The organism is Alloalcanivorax profundimaris (assembly GCF_015265435.1).
GTDB classification, from domain to species: domain Bacteria; phylum Pseudomonadota; class Gammaproteobacteria; order Pseudomonadales; family Alcanivoracaceae; genus Alloalcanivorax; species Alloalcanivorax profundimaris.
On sequence record NZ_JABJWH010000007.1, the window covers coordinates 16893 to 29964 of the forward strand.

Genomic DNA, 13072 nt, shown 5'->3' on the forward strand with positions numbered 1-13072 from the left:
TGAATATAATGCTCAGGTCCCATTTTCTCAACCGCATCGGGTCCCATCATCATGTCCCACCGCGCTCACCTGTTTTCCCTGCGTCCCGGCCATGCTCTGCGCGAGAGCCTGGCCGAGGGCTATGACGCCCGCCGCTTCGGTCGCGACCTGGCCGCCGGCATCACCGTCGGGCTGATCGCCATCCCGTTGTCCATGGCGCTGGCCATCGCCAGCGGGGTGGCGCCCCAGTACGGGCTCTACACCGCCATTATCGGCGGCTTCCTGATTGCCCTGCTGGGCGGCTCCCGCTTCAGCATCTCCGGGCCCACCGCCGCCTTCGTGGTGATCCTGTATCCGGTGGCCCAGGAACACGGCCTCACCGGGCTGCTGATCGCCACCATGATGGCCGGGGCCATGCTGATTCTGATGGCGCTGCTGCGCCTGGGCCGGCTGATCGAGTACATCCCGCCGCCGGTGACCCTGGGCTTCACCGCGGGTATTGCCGTGGTGATCGCCACGCTGCAAATCAAGGACCTGCTGGGGCTGCCCCTGGAATCCCTACCGGCGTCCTATCCGGGCAAGCTGGCGGCCCTGGCCGGCGCCCTGGGTGACGTGCACGGTGCCAGCCTGGCGGTGGCTCTGGCTACCCTGGCGGTATTGCTGCTCTGGCCACGTCTGAAAACGCCGCTGCCGCCCCACCTGCCGGCGGTGCTGGTGGGCGGTGCCCTGGCGGCCTGGTTCAACCATCAGGGCGCCGCGGTGCCCACCATCGCCTCCCGGTTTCATTATGTGCTCGACAACGGCCTCACCGGCCAGGGCATTCCGCCGGTGCTGCCGGAGCTGGCCTGGCCCTGGGCCCGTGGCGCCGAGGCGATGAGCGGCGCCGCGCTGTGGGATCTGGCGGTGAGCCTGGTGCCCACGGCGTTCGCCATTGCCATGCTCGGCGCCATTGAGTCCCTGCTGTGCGCGGTGGTGCTGGACGGCATGACCGGCCGTCGGCACAGCGCCAACAGCGAGCTGCTGGGGCAGGGCGTGGGCAACCTGGTGGTGCCGCTGTTCGGCGGCATCACCGCCACCGCCGCCATTGCCCGTTCCGCGGCCAATTACAAGGCCGGTGCGCAAACGCCGGTGGCCGCCATGCTGCATGCGCTGGTGGTGCTGCTGGCCATGGTCGCCCTGGCGCGCTGGCTTGGCTATCTGCCGATGCCGGCCATGGCCGCCTTGCTGCTGCTGGTGGCCTGGAACATGAGCGAGGCGCCGAAGGCGGTGCGGCTGGTGCGGCGGGCGCCGGTCGGCGACGTACTGGTGTTCCTGGTCTGCTTCCTGCTGACCGTGTTCCTGGACATGGTGGTGGCGATCACCGCCGGGGTGCTGCTTGCGTCGCTGCTGTTCATGCGCGACCTGGCCGCCATGACCCGGGTCACCGACATGACCGGCTCGGCCCGGCTGGCGCCCTATCAGCTGCCGGACGACTGGGGCGTGTTCAAGATCAGCGGGGCCCTGTTCTTCGCCGCCGCCGACCGGGTGTTCGGCGATCTCGCCGCCCTGGCCGGCGAACGCCGCGTGCTGGTGCTCTACATGGACGGCGTGCCGGTTATGGATGCCGGCGGCCTGGCGGCCCTGCAGCGTTTCCTGGCGCGATGCGAGGAAACCGGCACCCGGGTGCGCATCGCCGATCTGCAGTTCCAGCCGCTCAAGACCCTGGCCCGGGCCGGCGTGACACCCCGCGAGGGCGTTTATTCCTTCCACTCCACCCTGGAGGAGAGTCTGCGCGCGCCGGCCTGAGGCCGGCGCTTTACGCGATTTTGCGATTGGTCCTCTTGTTTTCCCGGGTTGCCATCGGCATCACTAGGGGCACCCCCAAGAGACATTTCCTTCATTCACGCAGGGAGAGACCATGAGCGAGAAGCAGCCCTTTCTGACCGACATAAAAACCATTCGCGAGCGCGCCCGCGAGCACATCGAGCGTGGCGCGGTCACCGCCGGTTACGCCGCGGATCGGGAAACCGTGCTCAGCCTGCTGAACGAGGCGCTCGCCACCGAGATCGTATGCACGCTGCGCTACAAGCGGCACTACTACATGGCGGACGGTCTCAACGCCAGCATCGCCGCCGACGAGTTCCTCGAGCATGCCCAGCAGGAACAGCAGCATGCCGACTGGCTGGCCGAGCGCATTGTGCAGCTGGGCGGCGAACCCAACTTCTCCCCGGAAGGCCTGCAAAGCCGATCCCACGCCGAGTACGTGGCCGGTGACACCCTCAAGGACATGGTTAAGGAAGACCTGATCGCCGAGCGCATCGCCATCGACAGCTACCGGGAGATCGCCACCTACCTGGGCGACAAGGATCCGACCACCCGCCGCATCATGGAAGATATCCTGGCTCAGGAAGAGGAGCACGCCGACGACATGGCGTCGATCCTGGAGTCGCTTTAAGTCGCACTGAATCACCATCGAAGGGAGGAACGCCGAGTGATCGAACCGGAACGCGAACGCCGCCACGGCAAAACCGTGGCGGGCATTCAGGTCCGCACCAATCAGGAGCGGGAATTGCAGGCCGAGGACGCCCAGCTGGACCGTCTCTGGGAGAAGTTCAACGATGAACGGCTCGCCGAGACGATCCCGGACAAGGTTGCCGGTTCGCCGGTGTATGGCGTGTACACGGAGTACGAGAACGGTGGCCAGGGTGATTACAGCGTGCTGGCCGGTGTCGAGGTGACGGACGAGACCAAGGTTCCGGATGACTACGCCACCCTGACCCTGGAAGCCGGCGAGTATCTGGTTTTCCGCGCCCAGGGCCGGATGCCGGAAACGGCGATGGAGACCTGGGGCAAGGTGTGGCACTACTTCGAGGCGGAGGATGCCCCGGAACGGGCGTTTCTCACCGATTACGAGGTCTACGAGAGTACCGACAAGGTCGCTATTTTCGTGGGCGTGAAATGATTCAGCGCACCCGCCGGCCCCGGTAGATCACCGGCTTGTCGCTGGTGGAGCCGTCGTCCGGCCCCGCCGCCGGCGGCGTTTCCGGCTCCGGCAGCGGCTGCCCCCGGTACATTCGCCGGGGCGGCCGCGCCGCCGTGTCCGGGGCCGCTTCCGTTTCCGGTTTGTGCTCCGGCTCCCCGGCTTCCTCATTGATGCGCGCCATCAGGCGCTTCAATTCCCCCGAGGCGCTGCGTTCCGCGTAGGCCCCCAGCGATTCGCGCAAATCCGGATCGGTCAGCGAAAGGCGTGCCCCGAATTCGTCGCGAATCAATCGTCGGCACTGGTTCACCAGGGTGACCACTCGATAGTGCATCAACCAATGGGCGTTGATTCCTCCCCCGCTCATGCTCTTCGCTCCGTGACATCGGCCTGAAGAACCAAGCAGCTTCCGTGCCAGATCAGCGTGGCGGGGGGAGGGGCTATTTCGATTTCGTGGCCAGCATGGGTTTCAGGAAGCGGCCGGTGTGGCTGCCCTTGGTCTTGGCGACCTGCTCCGGCGTGCCCTCGGCGATGATCTGCCCGCCGCCGTCGCCGCCTTCCGGGCCCAGATCGACGATCCAGTCGGCGGTCTTGATCACGTCCAGGTTGTGCTCGATCACCACGATGGTGTTGCCGTGGTCGCGGAGCCGGTTGAGCACATCCAGCAGCAGCTGGATGTCCTGGAAGTGCAGGCCGGTGGTGGGCTCGTCCAGAATGTAGAGGGTGCGGCCGGTGTCCCGCCGGGACAGCTCCCGGGCCAGCTTGACCCGCTGCGCCTCGCCGCCGGACAGCGTGGTCGCCGCCTGGCCCAGCTTCACGTAGCTCAGGCCCACGTCGAGCAGGGTTTGCAGGCGCCGTTGCAGCGCCGGCACGGCGTCGAAGAACTCCCGCGCCTCCTCGATGGTCATCTCCAGGACTTCGTAGATGTTCTTGCCCTTGTAGGTGACCTCCAGGGTTTCCCGGTTGTAGCGGCGCCCTTCGCAGACCTCGCAGGGCACGTAGATGTCGGGCAGGAAGTGCATCTCCACCTTGATCACGCCGTCGCCCTGGCAGGCCTCGCAGCGTCCGCCCTTGACGTTGAAGCTGAAGCGGCCGGGTTTGTAGCCCCGGGCACGGGCTTCCTGGGTGCCGGCGAACAGCTCGCGCACCGGCGTGAAGATGCCGGTGTAGGTGGCCGGGTTGGAGCGCGGCGTGCGGCCAATGGGGCTCTGGTCGATGTCCACCACCTTGTCCAGGTGCTCCAGGCCTTCCAGATTTTCGTGGGGCGCTGCTTTCAGGGTGCTGGCCTTGTTCAGCCTGGTGGCCGCCAGCGGGTAGAGGGTGTGATTGATCAGGGTCGACTTGCCCGACCCGGACACGCCGGTGACGCAGGTGAACAGGCCCACCGGCAGGTTCAGCGGGTGGCCCTTCAGGTTGTTGCCGGTGGCGCCGAACAGGGTCAGCCAGAGGTCGTCCTCGTTGCGGCGGCGCTCGGTGGGCACCTCGATGCGCTTGCGGCCGGAAAGATAGTCGCCGGTCAGGGATTTCTTGTTGGCGGCCACCTGCTTGGCGGTGCCCTGGGCCACCACCTGGCCGCCGTGCACGCCGGCGCCGGGGCCGATGTCGATGACGTGGTCGGCGGTGCGGATGGCGTCCTCGTCGTGTTCCACCACCAGCACCGTGTTGCCCAGGTCGCGCAGCCGGGTGAGGGTGTTGAGCAGCCGTTCGTTATCGCGCTGGTGCAGGCCGATGGAGGGCTCGTCGAGCACGTACATCACGCCCACCAGGCCGGCGCCGATCTGGCTGGCCAGACGGATGCGCTGGGCCTCGCCGCCGGACAGGGTCTCGGCGCTGCGCTCCAGGGTCAGATAGTCCAGCCCCACGTTGACCAGGAACTGCAGCCGGTCGCGGATCTCCTTGAGGATCTTCTCGGCGATCTCGCCACGGCTGCCGCTGAGCTTGAGCTCGTCGAAGTAATCGAACGCCCGGCCCACCGCCAGGCGCACCACGTCGGGCAGATTGGTGTCGCCGATGAACACGTGGCGGGCCGCCTCGCGCAGCCGTGAACCGCCGCAGCTCGGGCAGGTGGAGGTGGACAGGTAGCCGGCCAGTTCCTCGCGCACCGCCTCGGATTCGGTCTCCCGATAGCGGCGCTCCATGTTCGGCACGATGCCCTCGAACGGGTGGTTGCGCTTGATGATGTCGCCCCGGTCGTTCAGGTAGCGGAATTCCACGCTCTCCTTGCCGGTGCCATAGAGAATCTTGCGGCGCACCGCCTTGGGCAGCTTCTTGAACGGCTGGTCCATGTCGAAGCCCAGGCTCTGGGCCAGGGCGTTGAGCATCTGGAAGTAATAGACGTTGCGGCGGTCCCAGCCGCGGATCGCGCCCTCCGCCAGGGACAGCTCGTCGCTGGTGATCACCTTGTCCTCATCGAAGAACTGCTTGACGCCCAGGCCGTCGCAGCTGGGACAGGCGCCGGCCGGGTTGTTGAACGAGAACAGGCGCGGCTCCAGCTCCGGGATCGAGTAGCCGCAGTGCGGGCAGGCGAACTTGGCGGAGAAGGTGATTTCCGGGCTGTCGCCATCCAGAGCCTCGCCGTCCATGGAGGCGATGATGGCGGTATCGTCGGCGAGATTAAGGGCGGTCTCGAAGGACTCCGCCAGCCGGTTCTGCAGGTCGCCGCGCACCTTGAAGCGGTCCACCACCACCTCGATGGTGTGCTTCTTGTTCTTGTCCAGGGTGGGCGCCTCGTCCAGATCGTGGATGCGGCCGTCCACCCGAGCGCGGATGAAACCGTGGGCGCGCAGCTCGTCGAACAGATTCAGGTGCTCGCCTTTCTTCTCGCGGATCACCGGCGCCAGCAGCATCAGCTTGCTGCCTTCCTCCATGGCCAGCACCTGATCGACCATCTGGCTGATGGTCTGCGCCGTCAGCGGTGCGTCGTGCTCCGGGCAGCGCGGTTCGCCGACCCGGGCGAACAGCAGCCGCAGGTAGTCATAGATCTCGGTGATGGTGCCCACCGTGGAGCGCGGGTTGTGGCTGGTGGACTTCTGCTCGATGGAGATCGCCGGACTGAGCCCCTCGATGTGGTCCACGTCCGGCTTCTCCATCATGGAAAGGAACTGCCGGGCGTAGGTGGACAGGGACTCCACGTAACGGCGCTGGCCCTCGGCGTACAGGGTGTCGAACGCCAGGGACGATTTGCCGGACCCGGACAGCCCGGTGATCACCACCAGCTTGTCGCGGGGAATGTCGAGATCCACGTTCTTCAGGTTATGGGTGCGCGCGCCCCGAACCAGAATGGTATCCATGAGATGGCGAGCCCTCGGCTACTGTCAAAATGAACAGTGCAGTATAGGGGAAATTCCGTGAACGGGAAAAGAAGGAGGGCGCACACCGACACCGGCCAGGCTCGCCGGCGTCGGGGCCCGGTCAGAGGTTTTCCTGGGCCCAGTTCACCGCTTGCAGGCGATTGGAGGCGTTGATCTTCTTGAAAATGTTGTAGATGTGGGTCTTGATGGTGTGCGGGCTGAGGCTCAGCACCTTGGCGATTTCGGAGTTCTTGGCGCCGGTGGCCATCACCTTGAGCACCTCGATCTCGCGGTCGGTGAGGTTCACCTCGTTGCGGGCGAAGGTCTTGTTGAAGGCGCGGCTCTTGACCAGGTACTGCTGCAGCACCTTGCGCGGAAACCACAGTTCGCCCTTGAACATGGCCTTGATGCCCTTGGTGAGCAGGTCCTGGGGGCAGTCGTGCTGGAAGCCGCCGTTGACCATGGGCAGCCCGGCCAGGCGCGACAGGTCGTCCTCGTGGTCGACGTTGAACACGCCGATCAGGATGTCGTTGGGCAGGCGCTTGTCGGCGTCCATCAGGCGCGTGATCACCTGATTGACGTCCACGGAATGAAAATCCACCAGGAACAGGTTTTGTTCCACTCCGACCAGGTCATCCTCGTTGACCTGATCCACGGACTTGATGGCCGCGGCCGGGATCGACGCCTTGTCGAGAAATTCGGTGAGGAGGGCGTTCTGCAGATGCTGGCCGCCCACTACATACACCTTTTGTGTTGCTGAAGTATCCATCGATTCGTCCATGATGCATCCCGGAAAGCCCGGGGGAAGCTAAGAAGAAAAACTGAATCAAGTCATCAATTTATCACCGCTTTAGCGGGGCTTCAATTTACCATCATTCCAGGGCGCGGCATCATCCCTGTCGTCCGCTAATCTGATACACTCCAGTCCCATTTCCGTATCACTGACGCTCGACCATGACGGACGCTTCCCGGGCCGCCCTGCGGCGCACCGAACTCTCCACCACCGGCTCCCTGGCGGCGATCTTCGCGCTGCGCATGTTCGGGCTGTTCATGATCCTGCCCGTGTTCGCCGTGTACGGCGAGCAGCTGGACGGCGCCACCCCGCTGCTGATCGGCACCGCCATCGGCGCCTACGGCCTGATGCAGGCCATGCTGCAGATCCCGTTCGGCATGCTCTCCGACCGCTTCGGCCGGCGCCCGCTGTTGCTGGCGGGCCTGTTGCTGTTCGTGGCCGGCGGCGCGGTGGCGGCGCTCAGCGACACCATCCATGGCGTTATCCTGGGGCGCGCTCTGCAGGGCGCCGGGGCCATCGCCAGCGTCATCATGGCGCTGATTGGCGATGTGGTCAGCGAGCGCCACCGCACCCGGGCCATGGCCTTGATCGGCATGTCGGTGGGCGCTTCCTTTATTCTGGCGCTGATTCTGGGCCCGCTGCTGGCCCACTGGCTGGGGCTCAGCGGGCTGTTCTGGCTCACCGTGGTGCTCGGCGCCCTGGCCATGGGCGTGGCCTTCGGCGTGCCTTCGCCTCAGGTGCGCGCCGCCGAGCCGTTGCCGGCGGGCCAGCGCTTCCGCCGGGTGCTCGGCGACCCCAACCTGCGGCGCCTGGACCTGGGCATTATGGTGCTGCACCTGACCATGACCGCCTCCTTCGTGGTGCTGCCGCAGATTCTCAAGCAGCGCCTGGGGCTGGATCTGCAGCAGCACAGCCTGCTTTATCTGGCGGTGCTGGTCACCAGCTTCCTGGCCATGGTGCCGCTGATTATCACCGCCGAGCGGCGTGGCGCCATGCCGGTCAAGAGGCTGGCGGTGAGCCTGCTGATCGTGGCGGAGGTGCTGCTGGCCCTGGCCGGCGGCGCCCTGTGGCACTTCGTGCTGGCGCTGTTCGTGTATTTCATGGCGTTCAACCTGCTGGAGGCCCTGTTGCCGTCCCTGGTGGGCCGGGCGGCGCCGGCGGGCACCCGGGGCACCGCCATGGGGGTGTACTCCACCAGCCAGTTCCTGGGCGTGTTCATCGGCGGCCAGCTGGGCGGCGCCCTGTATCAGTGGGTCGGCGCGGAGGCCGTGTTCCTGGGCTGTGCCCTGATGGCGGTGGTCTGGCTGGCGTATCTGTGGCGCATGCGGGAACTGCCCAAGCTGGACAACCGGGTGATCCACCTGGCCGGCCACCAGGACTGGGGCGACACCGCTGCCCGGTTGCGCAGCGTGCCCGGCGTGCTCGAGGCGGTGGTGGTGGCCGAGCAGAGCCTGGCGCTGCTCAAGGTGGATAACCAACTGCTCGACGAGGACGCCCTGGCCACCCTGGCCGGCGAGGTGGAGGCGCGCTCCTGAGCGGGGGTTACGCCGGCGGCCGCAAAGCGGCACAATGGACGGTCTTCCACGCCCCGGCTCGCCGCCGGCGGCCGTATTAAGCATTGAGGGAGCGAACAGCCATGGCGAGAGGCGTCAACAAAGTCATCCTGATCGGCAACCTGGGCGCCGATCCGGAAACCCGATTCATGCCCAGCGGCGGGGCCGTGACCAATGTCCGGCTGGCCACCACGGAAAGCTGGAAGGACCGCCAGAGCGGCCAGCAGCAGGAACGCACCGAGTGGCACCGGGTGGTGTTCTTCAACAAGCTTGGCGAAATCGCCGGCGAGTACCTCAAGAAGGGCTCCAAGGTGTACGTGGAAGGTTCCATCCGCACCCGTAAATGGCAGGGTCAGGACGGCCAGGACCGCTACACCACCGAAATCGTGGCCAACGAGATGCAAATGCTCGACGGCCGTGGCGGCGGTGATTTCCAAGGCGGTGGTGGCGGTGGCCAGGGTGGTTATGGCAACCAGGGCAACCAGAACAACGACTATTACGACCAGAGTCGCAATCAGGGTGGCGGCGGTGGCCAGCAGCAGGCGCCGGCCAACCAGGGCGGCGGCTTCAGCGGTCCCGCCGACGATTTCGACGACGACATTCCGTTCTGATCATCAGGGGTTCCAATGCGGCGCTGGTTTGCCTTGGGGGCGGTGTTCGTAGTCAGTTTTCTGGTGTGTCTGGTGGTGTTGATGCCCGCCGCCGTGGTGGTGGAGCGGGTGCCGGTGCCGCGGCCCGGCGGCGCGCCGCTGACACTGTCCGACGCCCGCGGGCCCTGGTGGGATGCCCGCGTGGACGCGCGCTGGCGTGATCGCCGCGGTGAGCTGCGCTGGCGCCTGGACTGGCACGGTTTGACGCCCGGCGTGCAACTGTCCATGGTAAGCGGTGATCTCGACGCCAGCGGCTGGCTCGGCGCGGACTGGGGGGACTGGCGCCTGGAGCAATGGCGCGCCACCGTGCCGGTGGCTCCGTTCAGCGCCAACGTGCCCCAGGGCAACGCCGACGGCACCGTGGACCTGACCCTCATGGCCCTGGAACTCGCCGATCAAACCGTGGTCGATGCCAAAGGGACCCTGACCTACAGCGGCGGCACCGTGACCTGGGGCCGCGACGGCGCCGCCCAGGTGCCGCCCCTGGACGGGCGGCTGGCCATGGTGAACGGGTCGCCGGAACTGGAAGTCACCGGGCCGCGGCGCCAGCAACTGGTGCACGCCCGGCTTGAAAACGAGAAACTGAACGTGCAGGTCCGCCGGGCCTGGCCCCAGCTGCTGGGGGTAAGTCAGGGGGGCGATCCCTCCGACGTGGTATTTCGCATGAGCCGTCCCTTGACCCTGGGGCGGTCGGGTTAAGTGCCGACGGATAATAAGTAGGTCACACTAGCGTGCCTAGAATGGCCAGGGACGTCCGGTTGCTGGAGCCAAGCTTCCAGCCCGGCGGGCCGGTATAAAACAAATGGGATTGATGGTTTTATGATTCAGTGGGCCCGGAGGGGAAACCGACAGCGGTGGGAACGGATGGCGCGCGTCGTCCTGGCTTTGCTGTTGGTGGTGATTCTCGCCTATTTGATCGCCCAGACCGTGTGGTTGCTGTGGTATGGCCCCCGCGACGCTCTGCCCGACACCCGGCTGCGCCAGGTGGCGGTGGAGGGCGGCGCCCAGGGCGGCCCGTCGCTGTCCGCTTCCCAGGTGGAGAACTGGCGCCTGTTCGGTGTGTACCAGGCCGAACCCACCCAGGAGCGTCCGGTGGACGCGCCGGAAACCCGTTTGAGCCTGGAGTTGCTGGGCCTGTTCCAGACCCGGGACCGGGGGCGTTCCTCGGCGATCATCGCCGAACGTGGCGGCGACGCCGAGCTGTACCACATCGGTGACGGCATTCCCGGCAACGCCACCCTGGAGGAAATCTACGCGGACCGCGTGATTCTGCGGCGCCAGGGCCGCCTGGAAACCCTGCGCCTGAACGAACTGAAAGGGCTGGCCGGCGGCGTGACCCAGGTCACCGAGCCGGAGCCGCGCACGCCCGCGCCCAGCCCGGAAACGGATCTGGCCCAGCAGCGCACGGCGCTGATTCGCCAGTTGGGCCTGCAGCCGGTCACCGACGGCGCCACCGAAGGCTACAAAATCGGCGACCGGGCCCCCCAGCAGTTGATCGAGCAGGTGGGGCTGCAACCCGGGGACGTGGTGGCCTCGGTGAACGGCTACCCCCTCGGCACCGAGGAAAGTGATCTGGCGGCGTTGCAGTCCTACATGGAAAGCCAGGCCGCCACCATTGTCGTGCAGCGCGGCGAACAGGAATTTACCGTGAACTACCCACCGTAGCGAGACACCTATGAAGTCGGCCTTAAAAACGATAATCGCAGTGGTGGCGCTGAGCCTGGTCCTCGGCGCCCATGCCCAGCAGCAGGCTCCGGTGGAGCAAACCGGCGACGGCAAGACCTGGACGGTCAATATCCGTAACGCGGACATTCAGGCGTTCATCAACCAGGTGGCGGAAATGACCGGCAAGAACTTCGTGGTCGACCCGCGCGTGCGGGCCCGCGACGTCACGGTGATTTCCAACAAGCCGTTGACCGCCAGCGAAGTCTACGAGCTGTTCCTGTCCGTGCTGCAGGTGCACGGCTACGCCGCGGTGCCCTCCGGCGAGGTGATCAAGATCGTCACCAACACCACCGCCAAGCAGAGCAATCTGCCGCTCACCGAGAACGCCGGCAGTGTGGATGGCGAGGAACTGATCACCCAGGTGATTCCGGTGGACAACTCGCCAGTGGAGGAGCTGGTGCCAGTGCTGCGCCCGCTGGTGCCTCAGTACGGTCACCTGGCGGCGGTGGGGTCCGCCAACGCGCTGATCATCAGCGATCACGCCGACAACATTCAGCGCATGCGCGCCATCATCAACAGCCTCGACACCGCGGAAAGCGACGAGGTGGAAATCGTCCAGCTGCAACACGCCTTCGCCGGCAACATGGTGCAATTGCTGGAGGAACTGACCAAGGCCGACGCCTCCGGCAACAACCGCCGCCGGGGGCTGCAGGGCGCCGCCACCGTGGTCGCCGACGAGCGCACCAACCGCCTCATCATCAAGGGCGATCGTGGTACCCGGGCGCGCCTGATCCCGCTGGTCAATCAGCTCGACACGCCGTCCAGCGCCGCCGGTGGCGTCCAGGTGGTGCGTCTCAGCCACGGCGACGCCGAACAGATGGCGGAGCTGCTCAAGAATTTCGCCGCCGGCGCTTCCGCGGTGCGCCAGGGTGGCGAGGGCAACGGCGGCGCGGCCGCCTCGCGCACCAGCAACGCCGCCTCCGGCGTGTCGATTCAGGCGGACACCTCGCTCAACGCCTTGGTGATTCGCGCCGAGCCGGAAATGATGAAGCAGCTTCAATCGGTGATCAGCCAGCTCGACGTGCGTCGCGCCCAGATCCTGATCGAGGCGGCGATTGTCGAGGTCACCGGCGACAAGGCCAGCTCCCTGGGCTTCCAGTACGTGGCCGGCGACCTGGAGAACGGCGTCGGCGCGGTGAACTTCGGCGGCAACGGGGTGAGCGTCAACTCCCTGCTGCAGGCGGTGATCACCGAGGATCCGTCCAACATCTCCCTGGGGGACGGCATCACCGCTGGCATCGGCGAGACCGACGCCGACGGCGACATCGAATGGGGCGCGCTGATCCAGGCCCTGGCGCGCACCACCAACACCAATCTGTTGTCCACGCCCAGCATCCTGACCCTGGACAACCAGGAAGCCTCCATCATCGTCGGTGAGAACGTGCCCTTCGTCACCGGCCAGGCGTCCAGCACCGGCTCCGGCGTCTCCAACCCGTTCACCACCATCCAGCGCGAGGACGTGGGCCTGACCCTCAAGGTCACGCCCCATGTGGCCGGGCTCGACACCATCCGCCTGGAGCTGGAACAGGAGACCTCGGCGGTGAAGGAATCCACCGGCGAAGCCGTGGACATCGTCACCACCAAGCGCAAGCTCGCCACCACGGTGCTGGCGGACGACCGTGAGACCATCGCTCTGGGCGGCCTGATCACCGACGACGTGCAGGACTCCGTGAGTAAGGTGCCGCTGCTCGGCGACATTCCGCTGCTGGGGGTGCTGTTCCGCTCCACCAGCAAGAGCCACGTGAAGCGCAATCTGATGGTGTTCATCAAGCCCACGGTGCTGGCCAGCAACGACCGGCTGGTGGACATGACGCGGGAAAAATACATGGGCGTCACCGCCATGCAGTTCCGCGTCAACGATGAGGGGGAGCTGGTGCGTGAAGTGAAGTTCCCGCTGCCCACCAAGGTGGAGCGCATCTTCGAAGGGCGTTCGCCGGTGTCCGAGGATTACCGCCGCGCCTATCAGGACGAGCAGGAAAAGAGCGACGAGGATTCCGCCACGCCGCCCACCTCTGGCCCGGTCACCGACACCGACAGCGTGGTGCCGGAGAAGGAGGAGCCCGCCGCCAGCCGCCCCGAGGAGGGCGCTGGCGCGTCCGGCTCCTGACCGGCCCGCCGCCGGG

11 protein-coding genes are annotated in these 13072 nt (G+C 66.4%); 8 read left to right on the plus strand and 3 right to left on the minus strand.

Annotated elements, in window-relative coordinates; all coding sequences use genetic code 11:
* The first annotated feature begins 51 nt into the window (after window positions 1-51).
* The 3 genes from dauA (at window position 52) to HMJ39_RS04665 (ending at window position 2920) form a co-directional block, all read left to right on the plus strand.
* Complete coding sequence (gene dauA, locus HMJ39_RS04655) at window positions 52-1764, plus strand: C4-dicarboxylic acid transporter DauA (protein ID WP_194296455.1); 1713 nt, start codon at window positions 52-54, stop codon at window positions 1762-1764.
* Between the two features lie 112 nt (window positions 1765-1876).
* On the plus strand, window positions 1877-2413 hold the full coding sequence (locus tag HMJ39_RS04660) for a ferritin-like domain-containing protein (RefSeq protein ID WP_161385847.1): 537 nt from the start codon (window positions 1877-1879) through the stop codon (window positions 2411-2413).
* 36 nt (window positions 2414-2449) lie between these two features.
* Entirely contained in the window at window positions 2450-2920 is a 471-nt protein-coding gene (locus HMJ39_RS04665) for a GyrI-like domain-containing protein (protein ID WP_161385848.1), read from the plus strand.
* A 1-nt stretch (window position 2921) separates the two neighbouring features.
* Here the strand turns inward: HMJ39_RS04665 and HMJ39_RS04670 are convergent, their stop codons facing one another.
* The 3 genes from HMJ39_RS04670 to HMJ39_RS04680 form a co-directional block, all read right to left on the minus strand.
* The gene (locus tag HMJ39_RS04670; protein ID WP_194296456.1) at window positions 2922-3305 is read right to left on the minus strand and encodes a hypothetical protein; all 384 of its coding nucleotides are present in this window, start codon (window positions 3303-3305) and stop codon (window positions 2922-2924) included.
* 73 nt (window positions 3306-3378) lie between these two features.
* Complete coding sequence (uvrA, locus tag HMJ39_RS04675; RefSeq protein ID WP_161385850.1) at window positions 3379-6228, minus strand: excinuclease ABC subunit UvrA; 2850 nt, start codon at window positions 6226-6228, stop codon at window positions 3379-3381.
* A gap of 121 nt (window positions 6229-6349) precedes the next feature.
* Complete coding sequence (locus tag HMJ39_RS04680; RefSeq protein WP_228462159.1) at window positions 6350-7009, minus strand: LuxR C-terminal-related transcriptional regulator; 660 nt, start codon at window positions 7007-7009, stop codon at window positions 6350-6352.
* 173 nt (window positions 7010-7182) lie between these two features.
* On the opposite strand from HMJ39_RS04680, the gene HMJ39_RS04685 reads away from it, so the two are divergent.
* From HMJ39_RS04685 to gspD, 5 genes are all read left to right on the plus strand, one after another.
* A complete protein-coding gene (locus HMJ39_RS04685) occupies window positions 7183-8556 on the plus strand; it encodes an MFS transporter (protein WP_194296457.1) in 1374 nt (457 codons plus the stop codon).
* A gap of 101 nt (window positions 8557-8657) precedes the next feature.
* The gene (gene ssb / locus HMJ39_RS04690; RefSeq protein WP_194296458.1) at window positions 8658-9185 is read left to right on the plus strand and encodes a single-stranded DNA-binding protein; all 528 of its coding nucleotides are present in this window, start codon (window positions 8658-8660) and stop codon (window positions 9183-9185) included.
* Between the two features lie 15 nt (window positions 9186-9200).
* Window positions 9201-9923, plus strand: coding sequence for a type II secretion system protein N (gene gspN / locus HMJ39_RS04695; RefSeq protein WP_194296460.1), 723 nt, complete (start codon window positions 9201-9203; stop codon window positions 9921-9923).
* A 165-nt stretch (window positions 9924-10088) separates the two neighbouring features.
* Window positions 10089-10889: a type II secretion system protein GspC gene (gene gspC, locus HMJ39_RS04700; RefSeq protein WP_228462160.1), complete on the plus strand. Its 801-nt coding sequence runs from the start codon at window positions 10089-10091 to the stop codon at window positions 10887-10889.
* A gap of 40 nt (window positions 10890-10929) precedes the next feature.
* Window positions 10930-13056 (plus strand): type II secretion system secretin GspD, encoded by a 2127-nt coding sequence (gene gspD / locus HMJ39_RS04705; protein ID WP_323370839.1) that lies wholly within the window; start codon window positions 10930-10932, stop codon window positions 13054-13056.
* Window positions 13057-13072 lie beyond the last annotated feature (16 nt).

Coding starts and splice junctions, on each gene's coding strand:
- dauA (WP_194296455.1), top strand. CDS start 52: ATGTCCCACCGCGCTCACCTGTTTTCCCTGCGTCCCGGCCATGCTCTG.
- HMJ39_RS04660 (WP_161385847.1), top strand. CDS start 1,877: ATGAGCGAGAAGCAGCCCTTTCTGACCGACATAAAAACCATTCGCGAG.
- HMJ39_RS04670 (WP_194296456.1), bottom strand. CDS start 3,305: ATGAGCGGGGGAGGAATCAACGCCCATTGGTTGATGCACTATCGAGTG.
- uvrA (WP_161385850.1), bottom strand. CDS start 6,228: ATGGATACCATTCTGGTTCGGGGCGCGCGCACCCATAACCTGAAGAAC.
- HMJ39_RS04680 (WP_228462159.1), bottom strand. CDS start 7,009: ATGGACGAATCGATGGATACTTCAGCAACACAAAAGGTGTATGTAGTG.
- HMJ39_RS04685 (WP_194296457.1), top strand. CDS start 7,183: ATGACGGACGCTTCCCGGGCCGCCCTGCGGCGCACCGAACTCTCCACC.
- ssb (WP_194296458.1), top strand. CDS start 8,658: ATGGCGAGAGGCGTCAACAAAGTCATCCTGATCGGCAACCTGGGCGCC.
- gspN (WP_194296460.1), top strand. CDS start 9,201: ATGCGGCGCTGGTTTGCCTTGGGGGCGGTGTTCGTAGTCAGTTTTCTG.
- gspC (WP_228462160.1), top strand. CDS start 10,089: ATGGCGCGCGTCGTCCTGGCTTTGCTGTTGGTGGTGATTCTCGCCTAT.